General features: G+C 64.6%; 20 protein-coding genes. 18 read left to right on the forward strand and 2 right to left on the reverse strand.

Annotation, left to right across the window (positions count from 1 at the left end; translation table 11 throughout):
- Nucleotides 1–6 precede the first annotated feature (6 nt).
- On the reverse strand, nucleotides 7–2,709 hold the full coding sequence (locus AC1RRJ_RS00430) for a TonB-dependent receptor (protein ID WP_493119727.1): 2,703 nt from the start codon (nucleotides 2,707–2,709) through the stop codon (nucleotides 7–9).
- A gap of 270 nt (nucleotides 2,710–2,979) precedes the next feature.
- Between AC1RRJ_RS00430 and AC1RRJ_RS00435 the strand changes: the two genes are divergently transcribed.
- From AC1RRJ_RS00435 to AC1RRJ_RS00505, 15 genes are all read left to right on the forward strand, one after another.
- Complete coding sequence (locus AC1RRJ_RS00435) at nucleotides 2,980–4,140, forward strand: CaiB/BaiF CoA transferase family protein (RefSeq protein WP_493119728.1); 1,161 nt, start codon at nucleotides 2,980–2,982, stop codon at nucleotides 4,138–4,140.
- A 37-nt stretch (nucleotides 4,141–4,177) separates the two neighbouring features.
- The gene (locus AC1RRJ_RS00440; RefSeq protein ID WP_493119729.1) at nucleotides 4,178–5,734 is read left to right on the forward strand and encodes an acyl-CoA synthetase; all 1,557 of its coding nucleotides are present in this window, start codon (nucleotides 4,178–4,180) and stop codon (nucleotides 5,732–5,734) included.
- A gap of 94 nt (nucleotides 5,735–5,828) precedes the next feature.
- Nucleotides 5,829–6,968 carry an acyl-CoA dehydrogenase family protein gene (locus tag AC1RRJ_RS00445; protein ID WP_493119730.1) on the forward strand — a complete coding sequence of 380 codons (1,140 nt, stop codon included), beginning with the start codon at nucleotides 5,829–5,831 and terminating at the stop codon, nucleotides 6,966–6,968.
- 28 nt (nucleotides 6,969–6,996) lie between these two features.
- The gene (locus tag AC1RRJ_RS00450; protein ID WP_493119731.1) at nucleotides 6,997–8,190 is read left to right on the forward strand and encodes a lipid-transfer protein; all 1,194 of its coding nucleotides are present in this window, start codon (nucleotides 6,997–6,999) and stop codon (nucleotides 8,188–8,190) included.
- A gap of 90 nt (nucleotides 8,191–8,280) precedes the next feature.
- Entirely contained in the window at nucleotides 8,281–9,369 is a 1,089-nt protein-coding gene (locus AC1RRJ_RS00455) for an acyl-CoA dehydrogenase family protein (RefSeq protein WP_493120671.1), read from the forward strand.
- 24 nt (nucleotides 9,370–9,393) lie between these two features.
- Nucleotides 9,394–10,398: an acyl-CoA dehydrogenase family protein gene (locus tag AC1RRJ_RS00460; RefSeq protein WP_493119732.1), complete on the forward strand. Its 1,005-nt coding sequence runs from the start codon at nucleotides 9,394–9,396 to the stop codon at nucleotides 10,396–10,398.
- Nucleotides 10,395–11,183: a crotonase/enoyl-CoA hydratase family protein gene (locus AC1RRJ_RS00465; protein ID WP_493119733.1), complete on the forward strand. Its 789-nt coding sequence runs from the start codon at nucleotides 10,395–10,397 to the stop codon at nucleotides 11,181–11,183. The genes AC1RRJ_RS00460 and AC1RRJ_RS00465 overlap by 4 nt, the downstream gene beginning before the upstream one ends.
- A 98-nt stretch (nucleotides 11,184–11,281) precedes the next feature.
- The gene (locus tag AC1RRJ_RS00470; RefSeq protein WP_493119734.1) at nucleotides 11,282–12,367 is read left to right on the forward strand and encodes a Zn-dependent alcohol dehydrogenase; all 1,086 of its coding nucleotides are present in this window, start codon (nucleotides 11,282–11,284) and stop codon (nucleotides 12,365–12,367) included.
- Between the two features lie 90 nt (nucleotides 12,368–12,457).
- Complete coding sequence (locus AC1RRJ_RS00475) at nucleotides 12,458–15,268, forward strand: winged helix-turn-helix domain-containing protein (RefSeq protein WP_493119735.1); 2,811 nt, start codon at nucleotides 12,458–12,460, stop codon at nucleotides 15,266–15,268.
- A 142-nt stretch (nucleotides 15,269–15,410) separates the two neighbouring features.
- On the forward strand, nucleotides 15,411–16,511 hold the full coding sequence (locus tag AC1RRJ_RS00480; RefSeq protein ID WP_493120672.1) for an acyl-CoA dehydrogenase family protein: 1,101 nt from the start codon (nucleotides 15,411–15,413) through the stop codon (nucleotides 16,509–16,511).
- A gap of 31 nt (nucleotides 16,512–16,542) precedes the next feature.
- On the forward strand, nucleotides 16,543–17,733 hold the full coding sequence (locus AC1RRJ_RS00485; protein WP_493119736.1) for a lipid-transfer protein: 1,191 nt from the start codon (nucleotides 16,543–16,545) through the stop codon (nucleotides 17,731–17,733).
- Nucleotides 17,730–18,170: a MaoC family dehydratase N-terminal domain-containing protein gene (locus AC1RRJ_RS00490; RefSeq protein ID WP_493119737.1), complete on the forward strand. Its 441-nt coding sequence runs from the start codon at nucleotides 17,730–17,732 to the stop codon at nucleotides 18,168–18,170. The genes AC1RRJ_RS00485 and AC1RRJ_RS00490 overlap by 4 nt, the downstream gene beginning before the upstream one ends.
- Nucleotides 18,171–18,183: 13 nt before the next feature.
- Entirely contained in the window at nucleotides 18,184–18,600 is a 417-nt protein-coding gene (locus tag AC1RRJ_RS00495; RefSeq protein ID WP_493119738.1) for a MaoC family dehydratase, read from the forward strand.
- A 23-nt stretch (nucleotides 18,601–18,623) separates the two neighbouring features.
- Nucleotides 18,624–19,448, forward strand: coding sequence for an SDR family NAD(P)-dependent oxidoreductase (locus AC1RRJ_RS00500; protein WP_493119739.1), 825 nt, complete (start codon nucleotides 18,624–18,626; stop codon nucleotides 19,446–19,448).
- A gap of 22 nt (nucleotides 19,449–19,470) precedes the next feature.
- Nucleotides 19,471–21,201 (forward strand): hypothetical protein, encoded by a 1,731-nt coding sequence (locus AC1RRJ_RS00505; RefSeq protein WP_493119740.1) that lies wholly within the window; start codon nucleotides 19,471–19,473, stop codon nucleotides 21,199–21,201.
- A 425-nt stretch (nucleotides 21,202–21,626) separates the two neighbouring features.
- Here the strand turns inward: AC1RRJ_RS00505 and AC1RRJ_RS00510 are convergent, their stop codons facing one another.
- Nucleotides 21,627–22,532, reverse strand: coding sequence for a LysR family transcriptional regulator (locus tag AC1RRJ_RS00510; protein ID WP_493119741.1), 906 nt, complete (start codon nucleotides 22,530–22,532; stop codon nucleotides 21,627–21,629).
- 112 nt (nucleotides 22,533–22,644) lie between these two features.
- Here AC1RRJ_RS00510 and AC1RRJ_RS00515 point away from each other — a divergent pair, with 112 nt between their 5' ends.
- From AC1RRJ_RS00515 to AC1RRJ_RS00525, 3 genes are read left to right on the forward strand one after another with little or no spacing between them, the layout of a single operon-like run.
- Nucleotides 22,645–23,121: a YybH family protein gene (locus AC1RRJ_RS00515; RefSeq protein WP_493119742.1), complete on the forward strand. Its 477-nt coding sequence runs from the start codon at nucleotides 22,645–22,647 to the stop codon at nucleotides 23,119–23,121.
- A 13-nt stretch (nucleotides 23,122–23,134) separates the two neighbouring features.
- Nucleotides 23,135–23,536 carry a DoxX family protein gene (locus tag AC1RRJ_RS00520; RefSeq protein WP_493119743.1) on the forward strand — a complete coding sequence of 134 codons (402 nt, stop codon included), beginning with the start codon at nucleotides 23,135–23,137 and terminating at the stop codon, nucleotides 23,534–23,536.
- Nucleotides 23,537–23,550: 14 nt separating this feature from the next.
- The gene (locus AC1RRJ_RS00525; RefSeq protein ID WP_493119744.1) at nucleotides 23,551–24,519 is read left to right on the forward strand and encodes a zinc-binding alcohol dehydrogenase family protein; all 969 of its coding nucleotides are present in this window, start codon (nucleotides 23,551–23,553) and stop codon (nucleotides 24,517–24,519) included.
- Nucleotides 24,520–24,561: the final 42 nt, after the last annotated feature.

Genomic DNA, 24,561 nt, shown 5'->3' on the forward strand with positions numbered 1-24,561 from the left:
TATGCCTTAGAACCTCGTTCTGACGGTTATCCCGTAGGTGCGCGGTTCGCCCGGGAACGCGACGAAGAGCTGTGTCGCGCTGGCCGCCACGCCGGTCTGGACGGCGCGGAACGAGCCGCTGCCCTGCGTCGGCGCGTCGGATGCGGTTTGCTGATATTTGCTATTGAGCAAATTCTGTCCCCAGAGCTCGACGCCCCATTTCTTGTCGGGGCCATAGAGGCCGATGCGTCCGTTAATCAGCCCATAGCCGTCCTGCATCTTCTCGAAGTCGAGATCGGAGCCGGTATTGGTATCGCTGACATAGCGGAAATCGAGATAGAAGAGGCTTGTCAGCGTCTCACCGATCGGCGGCGACCAGGCGATCGAGCCGGTCACCGAATATTCGGACGAGTAGGTCCGCTCGCCCGGCAGCTGGAAGAGCTGCGGGGTCAGCGGACGGCCATTGGTGCCGACCAGATTGCTGCGATATTTGGAGTCGAGCCAGGTGAAGCCTGCCGCGACGTTGAAATATTTCGCAGGATTGGCAGAAACTTCCAGCTCGAACCCCTTGGAGGTGACACCCGGGCGCAGACGGCCTGGAGCGCATGCGCCCGTGGTCGCGCTGGCGTCTCTGTCGGCGCCGGCGAGATCGTCCTTGCAGCTCTGGATGTTGGACACCTCGAAGTTCACACCGTTGAAGGTGTTGAGCTGGAAGTTGTCGAACTGCTGGTAGAAGAGTGCCGCGTTGACGTCGATGCCGGGGCCATCCCATTTTACGCCCAGCTCATAGGCATCGACCTTCTCGGAGCCGAACTGGAGATCGGTCGCCTCCGCCCGGCCATTGCCCGGCGTGAAGGCAGGCGCGGCGCGCAGCGTGGTACACGCCGCATTCTGCGCGGCCGTGCCCGCAGTCGTACTGCACGGGCGATCGATGGCGTTGACATCGAGATTATAGCCGCCCGCCTTGTAGCCGCGCGAGTATGACACATAGGTCATGAGGTCTTCGGTGGGCTTGAAGGTCAGGACCGCGCTCCCCGTCCACTCATCATCGCTGAACCTGGTGCCCGGATCGCCGGCGGCGAAGCTCGGCGCGGTCGCGTTGATCAGGCAGGGCAGCGTCGCGAGATTCTGGAACGACGAGTTGTTGATGCGGGTGCAAAGCGTGTTGTTCATATTGGCGCTCGATTCGAGCGTCTTTTTCTCGTTCGTGTAACGCAGGCCCAGCGTCAGCGAGAGCTTGTCGGGGATGATCTGGAACACATTGTGCGTGAACAGCGCATAGTTGCGGCTGTCCTGCTTGAACCTGTTGCCGAGCGCCCCGGTGCCGCCCAGCCGGCTCGCGCCGAGGGCCGCGGCAATGCCCTGGAAGCCAGGGAATGTGGTCGCAGGCGCCGCCGAGCAGGTTGGCGAGGCGAAGTTGAAGGTGGGCGCGAGCGCGCTGCCGACCACGGCAAGGCAGTTGGCCCATTTCTCATAATCGGCGCCGAACTTGATGTCGTCGTTGGTGTTCAGCGTTTCGTCGGCATAATAGCCACCGACCAGCCAGTCGATCCGGCCGTCGAACGCCGTGCCCTGCAAACGCAGCTCCTGCGTGAAAGTCTGGAAATGGCGATCGCGGCTGGAGATCCGAAGCAGGTCGGCCGCGTTGAAGTCGGCGTCCTGGCCCTGGCCATATTTATAGTCGCGATACGCGGTGATCGAGGTCAGCGTGGCGGCGCCGAAGGTCCAGTTCATCTCGCCCGAGAAGCCCCAATCCTTGCTGTCTGCGCTGTAGGGGACGCCCGCGGTCGTCGCGGTTTCCCGAATGAAGCTGGTGCCGGCGGGCGGAACCTGGATGTTGGCACCCAGCGCCTGCAGGATCGGAAGCAGCGGGTTGGGGCCAGCGATGACATCGCCCTGCGCGTTACGGCTCAGGCTGCGGACCGGATTCTGATAGACGGCGCCGCAGCAATTCTCGTCGCGCGAACTATAATCGCCGATCAGGCGGATGCTCAGATCCGAATTGGGTTCGAAGAGCAGTTGGCCGCGCAGCATCCAGCGGTCGCGGTCGTTGATGTCGGGCTCGCCCGCCGTCACCTGCTTGATAAAGCCGTCGCGTTGTTGCCAGACGCCGTCGAGGCGGAACGCGAGGGTCTGGGTGACGGGGCCGGTGAGCCCGCCTTCCAGGCGATAATAGTCGTAGTTGCCAAAGCTGCCTGCGGCGTAGCCGCCGAAGTCGAACTCGGGGCGCTTGGTGATGACGCTGATCGTGCCGGCCGTCGAGTTGCGGCCAGAGAGCGTGCCTTGCGGTCCGCGCAGCACCTCGATGCGCTCGATCTCGCCCAGCTCGGTCAGCCCGACACCGGTGCGGTTGCGATATACGCCGTCGATGAACAGTGCGACCGAGGATTCAAGTCCCGCATTTTCGCCGACAGTGCCGACGCCGCGGATGCGGGCGGTAAAGTTGGATTCGGTCGTCGCGCCCGCAACGTTGAGCGATGGCGCGAGCTGGCTCAGGGCGCGGATGTCGCTGGCGCCCGAATTCTGGAGTTGGTCGCCGCTGAGTGCGCTCACTGCGATCGGCACGTCGGAAAGCGCTTCGGCTCGCCGCGTCGCGGTGACGATGATGTCGCCCGAACCCGGCTCTGCTGTGGTTCCGGCGGCACGCGGGGCCCCTTCCTGCGCAAACGCGGGCGACGTCGCGCCCGCCAGAGCAAGCGTCGCAACGGATATGAGCAATTCTGGCTTCATGAACTTTCCTCCCCTTTCGGCACATTCGCCGGCTTTATCCATCTTGGTCGGCGCGGTTGCTGAGAGCAGGCGCCTCGGCCTCTTTCGGGCTGTGATCGAATGGCAAAAGATATGGGGTAGCGGACCACCCGATGCGGGTGGTCGCGCGGCGGAGCGCGGCGCCTAGGTTGCCCGGCATGGCACTCGCCCGGCCGCAACGGTCTCGAGCGACGTTGCTTTCCACCTTGTCAGGGCGCGCGCGCCTCGATCAACCGGTCAAAGGGGCCGCAGATGGGCGTACTCAGCGGTATACGCGTGCTTGAATTCGAAGCGATCGGCCCCGCCCCGTTTGGCGGGATGATGCTCGCCGACATGGGCGCGGACGTGGTACGCCTCGAACGGCCGGTTGCGCATGACGACCTCGGGCCGAAGGTCGCGGGGCCGCGGATCGACATCACGGGACGTGGCAAGCGTTCGCTCACGCTCGATCTCAAGCGCCCCGACGCCGCGGCGGCGGCCCTCGATCTCATCGAGCGCGCGGACGTGCTCATCGAGGGCTTTCGGCCCGGCACGATGGAGCGGCTTGGCCTGGGGCCGGAGGTGGTGCTCGCACGCAATCCACGGCTCGTCTACGCGCGCATGACGGGCTGGGGACAAAGCGGTCCCCTTGCGTCCACGGCCGGGCATGATCTCAACTATATCGCGCTCTCGGGCGTGCTCGCGGCGATCGGACCGGTCGATGGCCCGCCCGTCCCGCCGCTCAACCTGCTGGGCGATTATGCCGGGGGCGGCATGCTGCTGGCGTGCGGCGTGCTCGGCGCGCTGCTCCATGTGGAGCGCGGGGGATCCGGGCAGGTGGTCGATGTTGCGATGTCGGAAGGCGCGGCGCAGCTCGCTTCGGTGTTCTGGGGGCTGCTCGCGAGCGGCAACTGGCAGGAGCAGCGGGGCAGCAACATGCTCGACGGCGGCGCGCCGTGGTACGCCACCTATCGCACGCGCGACGGCCATCATGTCGCGATCGGACCCGTTGAATCGCGTTTCTATGCCGAGCTGCTCGAGAAGCTCGGCCTGGCCGACGCGGACCTGCCGCAACAGCAGGACCGCGACGGCTGGCCGCGTCTGCGCCAGGCGATCGCCGCGGCCTTCCTCGGCCGAACCCGCGCGCAATGGTGCGCGGTTTTCGAGGGCAGCGACGCCTGCTTCGCTCCGGTCCTCACCTTCTCGGAAGCCGTGACGCATCCTCATCATCTAGCCCGCGACAGCTTCATGCAGGTCGGCGGGGTCGCTCAGCCGGCACCGGCGCCGCGCTTTCTCGGCACGCCATCGCGGCAACCGCGTCCGGCTCCAAGGCGCGGGGAGGGCGGCGACGCGGCTCTGTTCGACTGGGGTTTCGACACCGCAATGGTCGAGAAATTGCGCGCGCGTGGTTTCGGCTTCGAGCCCGGATCGTGACCGGCGCTTGGCAGGCTCAAAGAGGAACGAACCAAGCATGTATCTGACGCTCAGCCTTCACCGCTCGCTGCAGCAGACGCCCGACGGTGTCGCCACGATCTTCGGCGATCGCCGCCACTCCTTTCGCGCGTTTGGCGATCGCGTTGCGCGCCTCGCCGGAGCATTGCGCGCTGTCGGAATGGAGGCCGGAGACCGGGTGGGCATGCTGGCGCTCAATTCGGACCGCTATCTCGAATATATGATGGGAGTCTGGTGGGGCGGCGGGGTGCTGAATCCCGTCAACACCCGGTGGAGCGTCCCCGAGATCGTCTATTCGCTCGACGATTGCGACACCCGCATCCTGATCGTCGACGATCACTTCTTGCCAATGGTCGAGGGCATCCGCACCGCGGCCAAAACCCCGCCGGTCTTCATCCATGCCGGCGAAGGCGACGCGCCGGCGGGCACCCTCGCCTACGAGCAGCTGATCCGGACCACGGGGCCGGTCGAGGACGCCGGCCGCGGCGGGGAGGATCTGGCGTGCATCATGTACACGGGCGGCACGACAGGCTTTCCCAAGGGCGTGATGCAATCGCACCTGAACCTCTGGTCGGCCTGCATCCAGCGCATGGCGGAGATGCCGCCGCTTCCGGGCAGCGCCAATCTTCATATCGCGCCGCTGTTCCATATGGCAGGGCTGGCGCGCGCCATGGTCCAGTTCATCGCGGGCGAACCGCATGTGGTGGTTGCGACTTTCGAGCCCGGCGAGGTGCTTCGGATCCTCGAGCGCGAGCGCATCCGCGAGACGCTGCTGGTGCCGACGATGATCCAGGCGCTGCTGGCGCATCCCGACTTCGACACGCGCGACCTGAGCTGCCTGCAGCGCCTGACCTATGGCGCCTCGCCCTCGGCGGCGGCGACGATCGAGCAACTGCTTGCAAGGCTCCCCGAGCTCGAGCTCATCCACTCCTATGGCCTGACCGAGGCCTGCCCGATCGTTTCGACCAATCCGCCCGCAAACCATAGCGAAGCGGCGCGCAAGAGCGGCCTGTCGCGCTCGGTCGGGCGGGGCGGATTCGGGGTCAATGTGAAGATCGTCGATCCGGCGGGCCGCGAAGTCCCGCGCGGCACCGTGGGCGAGATCATCGTGCGCGGCCCCAACATCATGCTCGGCTATTGGAACAAGCCCGAGGAAACCGCGCAGACGCTGCGCGACGGCTGGCTCTACACCGGCGACGGCGCGTGGATGGACGATCAAGGCTATATCTTCATCGTCGACCGGTTGAAGGACATGATCGTGAGCGGCGGCGAGAATATCTATTCGGCCGAGGTCGAGAATGTCATCGCACGCCATCCCGACATCGCGATGTGCGCCGTCATCGGGATTCCACATGAACAATGGGGCGAGGCGGTCCACGCCGTGATCGTGAAAACGCCCGGTTCGAACCTCGATGCGGAGGCTGTCCGCAGCCACTGCCGCAGTTCCATTGCGGGCTATAAATGCCCCAAGTCCGTCGAGTTTCGTGACGCGCTGCCGCTGTCGGGCGCTGGCAAGATCCTCAAGCGCGACCTGCGCGAACCCTATTGGGCTGGCTGCGCGCGGGCGGTGAACTGACGCACCACCCGACGCGGGTGGAGATAGCGCACCGCCCGCTTCGCATAAGGTGATCGTCGTCGCCCTGACGTGGGCGACCGTCCAGGAGAAGCCAATGCATATCGACCGCGCGGTCTATCGCGACGACCATGAGATGCTGCGCGAGACCGCGCGGCGCTTTTTCGAGCGCGAATGCGTGCCGCACCAGGCCGAATGGGACGAGGCGGGCCATGTCGATCGCGAGACGTGGCTGAAGGCGGGGCGCGAAGGGCTGCTCTGCCTGACCGTGCCCGTCGAATATGGCGGCGGCGGCGGCGATTTCGGCCACGCGGCGGTTCTCGCCGAGGAATATCAGCGCGCGGGCCTGTCCGGTTGGAGCATGTCGGTCCATTCGGACATCGTTGCCCCCTATATCGTCCGCCTTGGCAGCGAGGAGCAAAAGCGCCGCTGGTTGCCCAAGATATGCTCGGGCGAGACGGTGATGGCGGTAGCGATGACCGAGCCGGGAACAGGCTCCGATCTCAAGGCCATCCGGACGACCGCGGTGCGCGACGGCGACGATTTCGTCATCAACGGCAGCAAAACCTTCATCAGCAATGGCCTGTATGCCGACATGATCGTCGTCGTCTGCAAGACCGATCCGGCGGCGGGCGCCAAGGGTGTCAGCCTGATCATGGTCGAGGCCGATCGCGTCGGCTTCCGTCGTGGCCGAAAGTTGGAGAAGATCGGCCAGCCGGCCGCCGACACCGCCGAACTTTTCTTCGATGATGTCCGGGTGCCCGCAAGCAATCTGATTGGCGTCGAGAACCAGGGTTTCATCCATCTGATGGAGGAATTGCCGCAGGAGCGACTGGTGATCGCGGTTTACAGCGCGGCCAAGCTTGAACGCCTGCTCGAACACACGCTCGACTATGTGAAGGGGCGCAAGGCCTTCAACCAGACCGTGTGGGATTTCCAGAACAGCAAGTTCAAGCTCGCCGACATCAAGGTGCAGGCAACCGCGGTCCGCACGCTGGTCGATTACTATATCGGTGAGCATATGCGCCGCCGGCTGACGGTGCAGGAGGCGGCGATCGCCAAGCTCTTCGCCACCGAAACGATGTGCAAATGCATCGACGAGATGGTCCAGCTCCATGGCGGCTATGGTTATATGCGCGAATATCCGGTCGCCCGCGCCTTTGTCGACATGCGCGTCACCCGGATCTTCGGCGGCACGAGCGAAGTGCTGCGCGAACTGATCGCGCGCAAACTATGATTCCCCGTCCTGTCGCATGGGAGGCACTATGAACGAGAATGTTTTCGTTGCCGGGGTCGGGATGATCCCCTTCAGCAAGCCCGGCCAAAGCCCGAGCTATACCCAGATGGGCGCGGACGCCACGCGACGCGCGCTCGCCGATGCCGGCATCGGCTACGACCTCATTGAAGAGGCCTATGCGGGTTACGTCTATGGCGACTCCACCTCGGGGCAGACCGCGCTCTACGAAGTCGGACTGACCGGCATCCCGATCGTCAACGTCAACAACAACTGCTCGACCGGATCGACCGCGCTCTTTCTGGCGCGCAAGGCAATCGCGTCGGGCGATGCGGACTGCGTGCTTGCGCTGGGCTTCGAGCAGATGCAGGCCGGTGCGCTGAAATCGCACTGGGACGACCGTCCGCCAACGCGCGAACGCTTCCTGCCGATCCTGCGCGAACTGACCGCGGATGCCGGGGATATGCCGCAGGCGCTGCGCACCTTCGGCGGTGCGGGGCGCGAATTGATGGAGCGCTACGGCATCCGCCTCGAGACTTTCGCCGCAGTGCGCGCGAAGGCGAGCCGCCATGCGGCGAACAACCCGCTGGCATTGTTCCGCACCATCCTCACCACCGAAGATGTGATGGCGGACAAGATACTCTGGCCGGGCGTGATGACGCGGCTGATGGCCTGCCCGCCGACCTGCGGCGGCGCGGCGGCGGTGCTGGTCTCCGAGCGCTTCGCGAAAAAGCATGGGCTCAGAACCGATGTCCAGATTCTCGCCCAGTCGCTGACCACCGATACCCCCGAAACCTTCTCGACCGAGGCACCCTCGATGCTCAACTGGGTCGGCACGCACATGACACGCAGCGCCGCCGGCCAGGTCTATGAAAAGGCTGGCATTGGCCCCGACGACATCGATGTGTGCGAGCTCCACGACTGTTTCGCGCAGAACGAGGTGATTTGCTACGAGACGCTCGGCTTTTGCCCTGAGGGAGGCGCCGAGCAGTTCGTGATGGACGGCGCCAACACCTATGGCGGCACGGTCGTCACCAATCCTTCGGGCGGGCTTCTCTCCAAGGGCCACCCGCTGGGCGCGACGGGCCTCGCCCAATGCTACGAGCTGACCCACCAGTTGCGCGGAACCGCCGACCAGCGCCAGGTCGCGGGTGCAAGGCTGGCGCTGCAGCATAATCTGGGACTGGGCGGCGCGTGCGTCGTCACCCTCTATGGACGCAGCTGAACCGATGACCGGAACAATGCCTTGAGCAGCCTTCTCGATTCCTTCCACTGCGCAGCGCTGCCCGATGAGGCCGAGCGCTTCCGCGCCGAGGTGAAGGATTTTCTGGCGATCGATCTGCCGTCTGCATCAGCCGATGTCCGCGCGCGGAGCTGGACCGGCTTCGACGCGGATTTCAGCCGGCGGCTGGCGAAGCGCGGCTGGGTCGGGCTGACCCTGCCTGCGACCTATGGCGGTGCGGGCCTCGATGCCTTTCGGCGGTTTGTGCTGGTCGAGGAACTGCTTGCCGTCGGCGCACCCGTCGCGGCGCACTGGATCGCCGACCGGCAGAGCGGGCCCCTGATCCTGCGATACGGAACCGAGGCTCAGAAGGACTTCTATCTTCCACGCATCTGCGCCGCCGAAGCGTTCTTCTGTATCGGCATGAGCGAGCCCAATTCGGGATCCGACTTAGCCAGCGTCCGCAGTCGCGCGAAACGGGTCGACGGCGGCTGGCGGTTGAACGGTCGCAAGATCTGGACGACCAATGCCCACCGCGCGCACTATATGATCGCGCTGGTGCGCACCTCCGGCGTGCCCGAGGACCGTCAGTGTGGCTTGTCGCAGCTCATCGTCGATCTTTCGCTGCCGGGGGTGGGCATCCGGCCGATCGTCGATCTGACTGGCGACGCGCATTTTTCGGAAGTGACCTTCGACGATGTCCTGCTGCCCGATGATGCCCTGGTGGGTGCGGAAGGAAGCGGATGGGAACAGGTCAATGCCGAACTGGCATTCGAGCGCAGCGGCCCCGAGCGCTTCTATTCGAGCGTCGTGCTGCTGGATCAATGGGTGGCTCAGCTCAGGCGATCGGGTTTCTCCAGCGCCGACGCCAGCCTCGTCGGGAGTTTCGCGAGCCAGCTTGCCGCGCTGCGCAGCCTGTCGCTGGCGGTCACAGCCAAGCTCGCCCGCGGCGAGAGCCCGGTCGTCGAAGCCGCGCTCGTCAAGGATCTCGGGACCGAGTTCGAGCAGAGCATTCCCGCGATGATCGAAGCCGCGCTTGCTTCCGATCCCGGCAAGGCGGTCGATGCGGAGCTTTACCGCGCCGCGGCTTATCTCAGCCAGATTTCACCGACCTTCTCGCTGAGGGGCGGCACGCGCGAGATCCTGCGCGGCATGATCGCGCGCGGACTCGGACTGCGTTGAACCGCAAGAGACAGGAAGCACCGCATGTTCACCGAAGCGATCGAAAAGATACTCAAGGATCACTGCACGCCCGCCGTGGTCCGGTCTATCGAGAATGGCGGCTCCGCGACGACGCTCTGGCGCGCGCTGGAAGAGGCGGGGTTCCTTGCGCTGCTGACCCCGGAAGCAAAGGGCGGCGCGGGCCTCGCGCTCAATGACCTGTTCCCGATCCTCGTCGCCTTCGGGCGCTGCGCGATGCCGCTGCCCGTTGCGCAGAGCATCGCGGCACGGGCGCTGATCGAGGACGCTCCGCAGGGCATGGTGACACTGTCGGGCAACTGTATCCGCGAGGCGGATGGATCGGTCTGCGCACCCCATGCGCCATTCGGTATGCTCGCCGACTTCCTGGTCGGCAATCTCGACGGCGACCTGGTGTTGCTGGACTGCACCAGAGGGCAGTGCACCCCAACCGGGGTGCGGGGTAGTGCCTGCGCAACGCTCCGATGGACTCCGGAGGTCGTCGTGGACCCCGTTTCCCCGGAAGGCGAGAATGTCCGCCTGTTCAGCGCCGCCATCCATGCCGCCGCTATTGCCGGCGCGATGGACCGGGTGTTCGAAAATACGCTCGCATATTGCAATGATCGCACGCAGTTCGGCAAGGCCATCGGCAAATTCCAGGCGGTCCAGCACCAGCTGAGTGTCATGGCCGAGCATGTCGCCGCCGCGAGCGCGGCCGCGCAACTGGCTTTCGCAGGTTCGGGCCATATCCCCGCACGGCTGCCAACCGCGATCGCCAAGGCGCGCACGAGCATGGCGGTTCCGCTCGTCGCCGGCACGGCGCACGCGCTTCACGGCGCGATCGGTGTGACCGAGGAGTATGACCTGCAGCTCTATAGCCGCCGCCTGCACGAATGGCGCAGGGCAGAAGGATCGGAGATCTACTGGAACAGGCAGGTGGGCGAGGCTTTGCTGCGGGACGGAGATTGCACGATGGTCGATTTCGTCCGCGCCGCGACGGGCGCGCCAGGCGCCATGGAGCAGGTCGGATGAGCGCGTTTCTGAAATATGAGCAGGGCGGCGCCATCGTCACGCTGACGATGAACGATCCCGAACGCCGCAACCCGCTGACCGGCAACAGCGCGGTTCCCGAATTTCTTGAAGCGATCGATCGCATCCACCGCGATACCGGCGTGCGCGCGGTGATCCTGACCGGCGCGGGCACCGCTTTTTCGGCGGGCGGCAATATTCGCGACATGGCACGCTATGGCGAAATGTCGGGAATCGAGCTGCGACAGGAATACCGGCTCGGCATCCAGCGGCTCCCGCTCGCGCTGTTCAATCTCGAAGTCCCGGTGATCGCCGCGGTCAACGGCCCGGCGATTGGCGCGGGGCTCGACCTTGCCTGCATGTGCGATATCCGGGTCGCGTCCGACACGGCCCGGTTTGCCGAGAGCTTCGTCAAGCTGGGCATCATACCCGGCGACGGCGGCGCATGGCTGCTGCCGCGCATCATCGGCCTGTCGCGCGCGACCGAGTTGACCCTGACCGGCCAGATGATCGATGCCCGACAGGCGGAGGCTTGGAATCTCGTGTCGCGTGTCGTCCCTGGGGACCGGTTGCTCGATCTGGCCGGTGAGATTGCGCGCGCTATCGCGGCCAATCCGCCACACGCGGTTCGCCTCGCCAAGCGCTTGCTGCGCGAATCGTTGCATACCCGCCTCGACACGCTGCTCGAGATGTCGGCGGCCTATCAGGCGCTGTCGCACCAGACCGCCGACCACAAGGAAGCCGTTCAGGCCTTCATCGAGAAGCGATCGCCGTCCTTTTCCGGCTGAGCCGTCCACGGCGATGACCGCAGCCACCTGATCCGGGTGGCGCGAATAATTTCGCGCGGCTCGATGATGACCGCTTTGCTTCTACCGAAAGGATCATCATGAAAGCCGCCGTCTTCCATCAGGTCGGAACCCCTGTCACGATCGAAGATGTGGAGGTCAGCAAACCTGGCCCGCACGAGGTCCTGATCCGCACGATGGCGGTGGGCGTCTGCCATTCGGACCTGCACGTCGTCGACGGTCATTTCCCCATTCCCGGTCCCATGGTGCTTGGCCATGAGGCGGCAGGGGTCGTCGAACAGGTCGGCTCCGAGGTGCGAACGGTCAAGCCGGGCGACCATGTCGTGACCTGCCTCTCCGTCTATTGCGGGCATTGCGAACATTGCGTGACCGGGCATCTTTCGCTTTGCGCATCGCCCGACACGAAACGCGGCGCCGACGACGAGCCGCGCCTGACGCTGAGGCAGCAGCCGATCCCGCAATTCGTCAATCTCTCGGCCTTCGCCGAACAGATGCTGGTCCACGACCACGCCTGCGTTGCCATCCGCCGCGACATGCCGTTCGACCGTGCCGCGCTGCTCGGTTGTGCGGTCACGACCGGCACGGGTGCGGTGTTCAACACCGCGCAGGTCCGTCCGGGCGAGACCGTCGCCGTTCTCGGCTGCGGCGGGATCGGGCTCTCGGCCATCAACGGCGCCGCACTCGCGGGCGCCGGACGGATCATCGCGATCGACATGCTCGATTCAAAGCTCGCGTTGGCAAGGGAGTTCGGCGCCACCGACGTCGTCAACGCGCGCGATGATGACCCCGTGAAGGCGGTGCTGGAGATTACGCGCGGGGGCGTTCATCATGCGTTCGAATGCATCGGACTCAAAAAGACCGCTGAACAGGCATTCGCCATGGTGTGTCGTGGCGGTTCGGCCACGATCATCGGCCTGATCAAGCCGGGCGTGAAGCTCGAACTCGATGCCTATTCGCTTTTCCATGAGCGGCGAATCCAGGGCTCGATCATGGGGTCCAATCGTTTTCCCGTCGACATGCCGCGGCTCGCGGATTTCTATATGGCGGGCAAGCTCAAGCTCGACGAAATGATTTCCCAGCGAATCCGGCTCGATCAGATCAACGAGGCCTTCGACGAGCTCCGGCGCGGCGAATTGGCCCGTTCGGTGATCCTGTTCGATCAATGACATCCGCGGCCCGGGCGTTTTTGGTTTTGCGTCGAGCCGTGTTACCCTAGACCAGCCCTGAGCCGTGCACCGCAGGGCCGGGGAAGGGTCGTGATCGGCAGCAATCATCAAAAGTCGGGCCAGGCCGAAAGCGCGATAGTGAGTCTCGTCGACAACACCAAGCTGGTTCCTCCCCGCAGCGCCGGCGGCATCGTCGAGCGCGAGCGCCTGCTCGCCTGCATGCTCGACGCGCGCAGGCACCGGTGCATCATTCTCAAGGGCCCCGCGGGAAGCGGAAAGACCACGGCACTCACATCCTGGCGCAAGCAATTGCTGCCGCTGGGCTTCGACATGGCATGGCTTTCGCTCGCGGCCAACGACAATGATTTGATGCGCTTTCTGGACTATCTGCTGTCCAGCCTGGCGCAGGTCGATCCGGCGATCGTCCGCGAAGCAACCTTGATGGAGGGGCGTGGCCTCGACCGCGAGGCCGTCGAACGCACGATCATCGCGCTGGTGCGCGGTATTGCCGAGCATCGGCGCGATCTGGTGCTGGTGCTCGACGATGTTCATCATCTGGGCGACGTCGGCATTCTCGAAGCGGTGCAATGGCTGATCGACTACGCGCCCGCCAATCTTCATCTCGCGCTGCTGACGCGCAGCGAAGTGCCGCTGTCGCTGGCGCGGCTGCGCGCCGCGGGCCAGTTGCTCGAACTGGATTTCAAGGATCTGCGCTTTACGCCCGCGGAGTCGCGTGATTTTTTGACCATGCACCTCGGCACCGTCGATCGTAGTGAGGCGCAACGGATATACGAACTCACCGACGGCTGGGTCGCGGGTCTGCAACTGCTGTCGGTCAGCCAGAAACGCAGGCGGAAACATCCGAGAGACAAGGCTGTCGGGGCTGGCGAAGAATATCTGATCGGGACCGAGGCGTTCGCGCGCTTTTTCGAGGCCGAGGTGCTTTCGCGGCTTTCGGCCGGCGATCTCGAGATGCTGTTCAACATGGCGATGTGCAACCGTTTCTGTGTGACGCTGTGCGCCGCAATGGCCGGGAATGCGGGGGCCGAGCGCGCGGCGGCGTCGCTCGTCAGCCAGCTCGAAAGCGACAACCTGTTTCTGATCCCGATAGAGAGCACCGATCGCGAGATATGGTATCGACTCCATCCCCTGTTGCGCGAGACACTGCTGAAGCAGTTCGACACGCGCGGCGATGCCACACAATCCGCTGCACATGCGCGCGCCTGGACATGGTTCCGCGATCATGACCATCTCGATGAAGCCGTTCGTCACGCGGTATTGGGCGGCGAAGCCTCGGCCGCCGCTCGCCTTGTCGAGCAGCGAGCCGATGCGTTCTACGCTCGCGGTGACATCCGCGTGCTGGTCGATCTCGTCCGCCAGTTGCCCGCTGACGAGGTTCAGGCCAGTTTCGAATTGCGCATCTGGCAGGCGCGGATTCAGCTTTACGCCCGCGACTTCGATGCCTGTGCGGAAACGCTGCAGCGTCTGCTGCAGGAGGTTCCGGAAACCGACGCGCCCAACCAGTCGCGGCTGGCCCTGCTCCGCGCCACGCTGGCCGTGCAACGCGACGATGCCGGCGGTGCCATGGCGGTCTTGCCCCAGTTGCTGGATCCCGCGGAAGATGCCGGCCCGGTCATAATCGGCGGATGCCGCAATGTGCTGTCCTGGCTGTACATGCATCGCGGCGATTATGAAGCGGCGCGACGGGTCCAGCTCGAACGGCCGCCCTTGTTGGTCGATGGCTCGCCATTTCTGGGAACCGCCGCGGGCAGCCTACAGGGGCGTTGCCTGCTCGGACTAAGCCTCGCATTGGAAGGCGACATGATCCAGGCGGAACGTATCTATCAGGACGTTCTCTATACCGCCGAAAAGGGCGGCAAGGCCTGTGCTGATGCCCGATATCTGGCGGCGGCGCTGCTTGGCGACGCCCTATATGAAATGGGCGAGGTCGAGGCGGCTCATGCGCTGTTGTCGGACCTGGTGGATGTGCTGGAACGCGTGTCGATTCCCGACTCGGTCTGCCGCGTGATGGTGGTGCTCGGGAGCGCGCAATGGCTTGCGGGCAATCATCAGGAGGCATTCGCCTATCTCGAACGGCTTGAGGATTATGCGGCGAATCTGGGGCTGGACAGGCTGCTGGCCTATAGCCTGACCTGGCGCATCCACTGGCATCTCCTGCGCCGCGAATGGAGCGCTGCCAAGGTCAAGCTGGCCCGGCTCGATGCGATCGATGCGCGCAATCCGCATCTGGACGACAGCGTCCAGAAGGAAATCCGCATCCTCACGCAGAACGCGCATCTGCGCTGGGCGGTGGCGAGCGGCGATCTGGACGGGGCCGCGGACATATTGGGCCCGCTCGTCCAGCTTTGCGAACTGATCGGTCGGCAGGCGGCGGTCGCGCGGCTTCACATGCTGGGCGCTGTCATCGACGCGCAACGCGGCGGGAAGAAGTCCGCGCGCGATCAGGCCATAATGGCGCTGCGCTGCGGCCAGAGGCTCGGTCTCGTCCGCAGCCTCCTCGACGCGCATCCGCAAGCCCTCGATCTGATCAATAGCGTCATGCGCGAGGCGCCGCTCGATCCCGTGCTCGCATTCTATGTCGAACGCCTCCAGTCCAAGCACCGCGCCGACGCCGTTGATGCCAAAGGCCCTGTCACAACGGCCCGGCCTGCGAATGATTCGACGATTCTGAGCGAGCGGGAAATCGAGGTCGTCCGACTGCTCGGCCAGGCATTGCCGAACAAAAAGATCGCCCGCGCGCTTGGCCTGTCGCCCGAAACCGTGAAGTGGCACCTCAGCCATATCTATGGAAAGCTCGGCGTGAACAGCCGCGACGAGGCTGTGGCGCGGATGCGCGATCTCGGAACGCTTGTATCCGACGCCGCCCAACGGCCTCACTGAACCCTCGCCACCCGCCGCGGGTGGCTCCCTGCCGGATCGCATTGGGTAGGACGGGATTGTGGCGATCACCCGCCCCAACCGTCACCGATCCCGGGGAGCTGCTGTGCATATCGAACGTACCGTCTTTCGCGATGATCATGAGATGTTTCGGAGCACCGTGCGCCGCTTTTTCGAACGCGAATGCGTGCCGCGTCAGGCGGCATGGGACAAGGCGGGCGTGGTCGACCGCGAGACCTGGCTGAAGGCGGGACGCGAAGGGCTGCTGTGCGCCACGCTCCCGACCGAATATGGCGGCGGCGGCGGCGATTTCGGCCACAATGCCATCCTCTGCGAGGAATATGTGCGCAATGGGGTCAGTGGTCCCGGCTTCAACGTCCATTCGAGCGTCATCGCGCCCTATATCGCGCGCCTCGGCACCGAGGAGCAGAAGCGCAAATGGTTGCCCGGCGCGTGCTCGGGCGAGACGATCCTCGCGATCGGCATGACCGAACCGGGAACGGGCAGCGACCTCAAGGCGGTGCGCACGACGGCCGTCCGGGATGGCGACGATTATGTCATCAACGGCAGCAAGACCTTCATCTCCAACGGCCTGCTTGCCGACCTCATCATCGTCGTGTGCAAGACCGATCCGGCCGCGGGTGCCAGGGGCGTCAGCCTGATTGCCGTCGAAGCGGATCGCGCGGGTTTCCGCCGCGGCCGAAAGCTGGAAAAGCTCGGCCAATATGCGCAGGACACCGCCGAGCTGTTTTTTGACGATGTGCGCGTGCCCGTCGGCAATCTGCTGGGCGAGGAAGGCAAGGGCTTCATTCACCTGATGGAGGAATTGCCGCAGGAGCGCTTCGCGATCGCGGTCCAGGCTGCTGCGTGCCTCGAAGCCACGCTCGAGCATACGATCAATTATGTGAAGGACCGGAAGGCCTTCAACCAGACCGTGTGGGACTTCCAGAACACCAAGTTCAAGCTCGCCGACATCAAGACGCAGGCGACCGCCGTCCGGCTTATGGTGGACCATTATCTCACCGAGCATATGCGCCGCGGACTGACGCTCGAGGAGTCGGCAATCGCCAAGCTGTTCGCCACCGAGACGCTCGGCAAGGCGCTCGACGAGATGGTCCAGCTCCACGGCGGCTATGGCTATATGCTCGAATATCCGGTGGCCCGCGCTTACGTCGATATGCGCGTGACCCGCATCTACGGCGGCACGAGCGAAGTGATGCGCGACCTGATCGCGCGCAAGCTCTGACCTTGTTCCGCGACAGCCGAAGGGAAAGCAGATGACACGCAACGTCTATGTCGCCGGGGTCGGGATGATCCCCTTCATGAAACCCGGCACGAGTGCGCCCTATGACGAGATGGGCGCGCAGGCCGTTCATCAGGCGCTGATCGACGCCGGCCTGAGCTATGCCGATGTCCAGCAGGCCTATGCCGGATATGTCTATGGCGATTCCACCAGCGGGCAGAAGGCGGCCTACCGCGTCGGCATGACGGGCATTCCCGTCATCAACGTCAACAACAACTGCGCCACCGGATCCTCGGCGCTGTTCCTGGCCCGCCAGGCGGTGCAGAGCGGCGCGGTCGAATGCGCGCTCGCCTTCGGCTTCGAGCAGATGAATCCGGGGGCGCTCAAGTCGCAGTGGAGCGACCGCGCGCCGGCGCTGGAGCGCGCGCAGAAGCTGGTCGATGAGTTGGTCGGTCAGCCCGACATGCCGAGCGCGATCCGCCAGTTCGGCGGCGCCGGGCTCGCGCACATGCAGAAATATGGCACCGGCCTCGAAACCTTCGCGAAGATCCGCGCCAAGGCGAGCCGGCACGCCGCGCGCAACCCGCTCGCCGTCTTCCGCAATATCGTGTCGGCCGACGAGGTGCTCGCCGCCCCGATGATCTGGGACGGTGTCATGACCCGCCTGATGGCGTGCCCGCCCACTTGCGGCGCGGCCGCGGCGATCGTCGTGTCCGAAGATTTCGCGCGCAAGCATGGCCTCCGCACCGATGTCGTGATCGCCGGTCAGTCGCTGACCACCGACCTGCCGAGCACCTATGACGCGCGCGACATGATCCGCGTCGTCGGCTTCGACATGACGCGGCAAGCCGCCAACCAGGCCTATGAGCAGGCCGGCATCGGCCCCGAGGACATCGACGTCATCGAGCTGCACGACTGCTTCGCGCAGAACGAACTGCTGACCTATGAGGGCCTGGGGCTATGCGGCGAGGGCGAAGGCCCGCGGCTGGTTGACGATGGCGACAACAGCTATGGCGGGCGCTGGGTGACAAACCCATCGGGCGGCCTGCTTTCGAAGGGGCACCCGCTCGGCGCCACGGGCCTCGCCCAATGCTACGAGTTGACGCATCAGTTGCGCGGCACCGCAGAGAAGCGACAGGTCGAAGGCGCGCGCGCCGCGCTCCAGCACAATCTCGGGCTTGGCGGCGCCTGCGTCGTCACCGTCTTCAAGCGGGCGGCGGCATGATCGACAAGAAGTTCATCGCCAAGGTGCTGCCGCCCTTTCACGCGACGGCGGAGGCGGGACAATTGCGCTTCTTCGCCAAGGCGACGGGCGAGACCAATCCGCTCTATTGCGACGAACAGGCCGCACGCGATGCCGGGCACCCCGCGCTGCCGCTGCCGCCGACCTTCCTGTTCTCGCTCGAGTTTCAGCAGCCCGATAATAGCTGGCGCACCGAGCTCGGCATCGATCCCTCGCGCATCCTGCATGGCGAGCAGTCCTTCGCCTATCACCGCATGGCCTATGCGGGCGACGTCCTGCTCTATGAGGGGCGGATCGCCGACATCTACGACAAGAAGGGCGGCGCGCTCGATTTCGTCGTGCGCGACACCCGCGTGACCAACCAGCGCGGCGAGCATGTGGCGGATCTCCGCAGCATCCTCGTGCACCGCAACGGCTGAGGTGGAGGACGATATGAACCTGCCAGACCTGAGCGCCATCAAGCCCGGCGACACGCTGCCGTCGCTGACGCTCCCGCCGATCAACCGCACCACGCTCGCGCTGTTCGCGGGCGCCTCGGGCGATCATAATGCGGTCCACATCGACATCGACTTTGCGCGGCGCGCGGGCATGCCCGACGTGTTCGCGCACGGGATGCTCTCGATGGCCTATCTCGGTCGCCTGCTCACGCAATGGGTCGACCAGCGCCAGCTTCGCACCTTCGGCGTCCGCTTCGTCGGCATCACCCAGCTCGAAGAAGAGATCAGCTGCGCCGGCGAGGTCGTCGAGACCTTTGAGGCCGACGGCGAGAGGCGTGCGCGGATCGAGCTACGCACGCTCAACCAACATGGCGAGATGCGCATCGTCGGCGATGCCGTGGTCGCGCTTTGAACACACTGACTCAGGAGAAGAATATGGGCAAATTGGAAGGCAAAATCGCACTCGTCACGGGCGGCGGTCGCGGCATCGGTCAGGCGATCGCGCTCAAGCTCGCCAGCGAAGGCGCGCGGCTCGTCATCAACGATCTCGACGCCGATCCGGCCAATGAAGTCGTCGAGATAATCCGCCACCGCGGCGGAGAGGCGGTCGCCTGTGCGGGCAATGTCTCCGCGCCCGACTTTGCCGATCGCTTCATCGCGACCGCTGTCGATTCCTTCGGCGGCATCGACATCATCGTCAACAATGCGGGTTATACCTGGGACGACGTCATCCAGAAGATGACCGACGAGCAGTGGCAGGCGATCATCGATTGCCACCTGACCGCGCCCTTCCGCATCCTGCGCGCCGCCTATCCCGTCATCAAGGCCAGCGCCCAGGCCGAGGCGGCCGAGGGTCGCGAAGTCTTCCGCAAGGTCGTCAACATCTCCTCGACCTCGGCGCTCAACGGCAATCCGGGTCAGATGAACTATTCCTCGGCCAAGGCAGGCGTCATCGGCATGACGCGCGCGCTCAGCCGCGAATGGGGCCGCTTCAAGGTCAATGTGAACGCGGTCGCCTTCGGCTATATCCTGACGCGGATGACCGAGGCCGATGCGCACGAGGGGGCAACGGTGAATATCGAGGGCCGCGACATCCGCGTCGGGGTCAGCCCCGAAGCGAAGAAGTCGCACGCGCAGCGTTGCCCGCTGGGCCGCCCCGGCACGCCCGAGGAAGCCGCGGACGCAGTCTACCTCTTCTGCTCCCCCGAATCGAACTACATCACCGGCCAGGTCGTCGCGGCGGCCGGCGGTCCGCAGTAATCCGAGCAGAATGGAGAGTGAAATGAGCGCAACTGCAGCATTCGTCAGGCGGTACCAGACCAGCGCGCTCATTTCACTGGCGCTCCTTGGCACCGCCTTTGGCGCCGGTGCGACGCATGCGGGCGAGCCGGCTGGCCCCGCGCCCAACCCCTTCCTCGCGCAGTCGTACAACAACCAGACGCACTGGAACGACGCCGCCACCGACAGCGTCGACACGCGGGTATCGCGCGGCTTCTTCGCGGTCACGCCGGAGGCGGTCGAGGTCATCCCCAACGAGAGCGCGGGATTGCCCATCGTCACCGATCGGGTCGGGGGCAAGGACATCTATTGGTGGTGGGCGGGCTTTTCGCTGCGCAAGCTGGCGATCGAGCGCGGCAGGCTGGTCGAGCTGGCGCGCGTCGACGTGCCGGTGACCTTGCCGAACTATACCCCAATCACGCCCGAGCAGCGCATTGGCCAGGCGAAGGAAGTGCAGAAATATCTCGACGCAGGCGATGAGAAAGGCCTGCTCGACTATATGTCGGCGCAGCCCAACCGGATGCTGAGCGCCGCCGCCGATCAGGTAGCGGGCGGTTCGGTCTATGCGCTGCTGACGCGCGATGACGCCTTCATCGGTTGCAGCGGGCGGCGGATGTTCCGCATCGATCAGGACAATGCGGCCGATCCCGCCTCCGGCATGAAGGCGCCCCGGACATCGGTGCTGCCGGCGTCGCTCTTCGACGACGAAAAGGCGAAGCGCGTCCTGCATCGCCCCGACATGTTGTTCGGCATGGGCATGACCTATAATGGCTATCTCGTTGTCAACACGCTGGGCGGAAAAGTGGCGACGCTGAACCGCGACACTCTGGAGGTGATCGACACTTTCGACGTCGGGGGCAGCGACGAGCTCTTCCTGAACAGCTTTGCCACCGGCGCCGAGGCCGAAGGGGGTGCGGTCTATGTTGCATCGAACACGACGATGTACCGGCTTGTCGTCGACAAGGATGGACGGATCCGCAGCGACGAGGCCAGCGGTGCCTGGAAGGCCGGATATGACCGCGGCGTCACCATGCCCGCCCCGAAGATCGGCGACGGGACCGGATCGACGCCGACGCTGATGGGCTTCGGTCCGAAAGACGACAAGCTCGTCGTCATTACCGATGGCGCGAAGAAGATGCGGCTGGTAGCCTTCTGGCGCGACAAGCTGCCGGCGCATCTGCGGCCGAAGCCCGGCGCGCTGTCGCCGCGGATCGCCGACCAGATCGAGGTGGATATCGGCCCCGACGTCGAGATCGTGCAATCCGAACAGTCGGTCGCGATCCACGGCGACTATGCCTTTGTCGTCAACAATATCGTGACGAAGGAAACGCCGCTGCCGAGTGCGCAGAGCTTTTATGTGAACCTGATAAATGGCGCCACACGTCCGGGGCCGGTGGGTGCCGCGACCTTCAAATGGGATCACAAGAAGGATGCCTGGACCAGGCAATGGGTGCGAAGCGACGTGTCATCGATCTCGGTGGTGCCGATGATTAGCGGCGCTGGCCACATGGCGATCATCGATGGCTATTATGCGGGCAAGCTCAACGCGCGTCACCATATCGGCATGGATCTCGACACCGGACAGACGGTGATGGATATCGACACCGGCAGCGATCCGCGCTTCAACGGCATGTATGCCCCGGTGAAGATCGATACGAAGGGCAACATCTTCTATGGCGGCGCCTTCGGGCTGATGCGGCTCGACACGACAAGAATGAAGCGGGTCGAACGTTGAGCCCAGTGGCTGACCTCCATGGCTCGTGGTCGCTTGCTCCGGCCCGATCCAGTCTGGTTTAAAACGACGCACGAATTCGCCGGCGCGTGCTGAGGATCGGTGGTCATGGCACAGTGGCCATGGCCCAACAGTCGCCGAGAGAGCTGGAGGAACCAGTGAATGGCGGGCTGCCATTTGGCGCGGCAGCATGATGTGGCTACAGTTTGCGAACTCCCCAACGGACCCGCAGCATGGGCTGTATCATGAAGCCGGACAGGCACACCCGGCTACGTCCAATCTGAATTTACCTGTGCTTCCTTTGGGGCGTCCACGGATGCCGCTATTCACCGCGGGCATGTTATCCGTCGGGGCCATCCGCTCGGACTTGCGCTTTGCCCGAGAGCAAAGCTTTGGCTCGGGAGAGCGATGAGGTCCGGTAATTGAATCTAGGTCGGCAGATCGGGGAACAATGTCGGCGCCATCTGCACGGCAAATTCCTTGAACAGGCGGACCGCACGCGAAATGTGACGGTTGCCGAGATGGACGATCGACATATCCAGCGTTCGGAACCGCCAGTCCGGCATGACTTCGACCAGCCGTCCCTCGGTGAACAGCGATGGCGCGACGATGGCCGGCAGCTCGCCGATTCCGCCACCATTCAGTAGCGCTGCGGCAAGCCCGGTATAATCGTTCATCGCCAGGCTGGGCCGGAAGTCGATCCTTTCTTTCAGCGCGCCCTTTTCGAAGGTCCAGCTGTTCGCCAGCGACCAGGCGGAGAAGGCCAGCAGCCGGTGGCGATGAAGATCGGCAGGTTGCATTGGCGGGCCCCGGCCTCGCAGATACTCCGGGCTAGCTGCGAGGCGATGCCGATATCGCAATACCGGGCGAGCAACGAGGGTGGAGTCGTTCAGCGGCCCGAGCCGCAACGCCAGATCGATCCCTTCGGCAATATGATCGACATATCGGTCGGTCACCATCACATGCACCTCGACCGCGGGATAGGCCGACTGGAACGCGCCGATCAAGGGCGCCAAGAGGCTGTCGGAGATGCTCGGCGGGGCGGACAGGCGCAGCACGCCGCGCACGTCCGATATCCGGTTGGAAGCAATGCTGTCGACCGCCTCGCTGATCTCGGCGCCCCGCTGCGCCTGCTCGAGGATTTCCGTTCCGACATCGGTCAGCCGCAGGTTGCGCGTCGAGCGTTCGAGCAGCCGCACGCCAAGCTGGTCTTCCAGTTCGGCGATCCGGCGGCTGACCGTCGAGATCGGCATTCCCGTCCGCCGTGCGGCCTCCGAAAAGCTCCCGGCTTCGGCGACGCGGGCAAAAATCAGCAGGGCGTTCAGGTCGGACATTCATTTTTCCATATATGGGAAGATTATTGCCAATAATGCCATCTAATCCCGAATGCGGAAATACTCCATATCGTCGGCATGGCAATCACGCCGATCGACAGGGAGACTTCCCATGACAAGCAAATTGACTTCTGTCCTTGCCGCCGCGGCCATGCTGGCCATGCCCGGCGGAGCTCTGGCGGCCGAACGCAATGGTGATACGGCTGCGATCGAACGCGTTCTGCGCAGCTATGAGCAGGCGCTCAACGCAAGCGATACAGACCGCGTGATGACGCTCTATGACGCTGACGGCGTGTTCATGCCGCAGCACAGCCCGTCACAGCTTGGTGCACAGGCCGTGCGCGTCGCCTATGATAATGTGTTCAAGGCGATCAAGCTCAATGTCGTTTTCGACATCGTCGAAATCGTCCAGGTTGCCCCGGAATGGGCGTTCGCCCGCACCAATTCGGCTGGCACGGTCACCGTCCATGCCACAGGCGCCAGCGGCCCCGAGGCCAATCAGGAACTGTTCGTCTTCCACAAGGTTGCAGGCGGCGACTGGAAGATCGCCCGCTACAGCTTTTCCACGACCAATCCGCCGCGTTCATAGGGGGCCGACGACCATGATCGATACCATCACACGCCATGCCGACGCGCCCGCACGGGCGCTGATGGCGGCTATCTTCGTCCTGTCCGGTCTCGGCAAGATCGGTGCCTTTGCCGCGACGCAGGGGTATATGCAGGCCTATGGGCTGCCCGGCTTTCTGCTCGTACCGACCATATTGTTCGAACTCGGCGCTGGCTTTATGCTGTTGCTCGGCCTTGGGACGCGGACGATCGCGTTGGCGCTCGCGGGCTTTTGTGTGGTCTCCGCCATCGTGTTTCACCGTGATTTTGCCGACCAGATGCAGATGATCATGTTCTTGAAAAATCTGGCGATGACAGGCGGCCTGCTGTTGCTTGCCAAGCAGGGCGCACCGGGCTTCAGCCTCGACCGGCTGATCGCCGCACGGCGGGGGGCATAGCCATGGGCAAGACAATGCGCGCAGCCGTCATCCATGCGGCGGGCGGACCAGACGCACTCGTCCTGGAAACCCGGCCCGTGCCGGTGCCGGATGCCGACCAGGTGCTGATCCGGGTCAAGGCGTTCGGCCTCAACCGGTCGGAGCTGTTCACCCGCCAGGGTCATTCGCCCAATGTCGCCTTCCCCCGCATTCTCGGGATCGAGGCAGTCGGCGTGATCGAGCATGCCCCCGGCGGGCAGTTCGCCAAAGGCGAGGTGGTGGCCACCGCAATGGGCGGAATGGGGCGGGTGTTCGATGGTGGTTATGCCGAATTTACCTGTGTTCCCGCGCGCCAGGTGCAGCGACTGGAAACCGGTCTGCCCTGGGACACGCTCGGGGCGTTGCCGGAGATGCTGCAGACGGCCTGGGGATCGCTGTTCAAGGCGCTGCAGCTGAAGTCCGGCGACCGCCTGCTCGTGCGTGGGGGCACAACGTCGGTCGGCCTCGCGGCGGCGGCGATAGCCAAAAAACATGGTGCTTGCGTTGCGGCGACCACCCGCAATCCATCGCGCGAGCGATTGCTGCGTGAGAATGGCGCGGATCAGGTGTTTATCGATACGGGCCAGATCGCGGCGCAAGTGCGCGAGGTCTTCCCGGGCGGCGTTGACAAGGTGCTCGAACTGGTCGGCACGACGACGCTGCGCGACTCACTCCAGACAGCGAGGAGTCAGGGCATTGTCTGCATGACAGGCATGGTCGGCAATCAATGGTCATTCGACGAGTTCAGCCCGATGGACGCAATCCCGACTGCCGTGGCGTTGACGACCTATGCCGGCGACGCCGACGATTTTCTGCGTACCCCTCTGCAGACTCTGGTCGATCAGATCGCGGCGGGCGACTTGCGCGTACAGGTCGGGCGCACCTTTCGGCTGGACGAGATCGTCGAGGCGCACAAGTGTCTGGAGGAGAATGGGGCAGGCGGAAAGATCGTGATATTGGTCTGACCGATTGTCGCGGCACGGTCCGCGGAGTTGCGGTAGATCCGG

The sequence above is a fragment of the Sphingopyxis sp. GW821-FHT12C06 genome, from assembly GCF_058807415.1.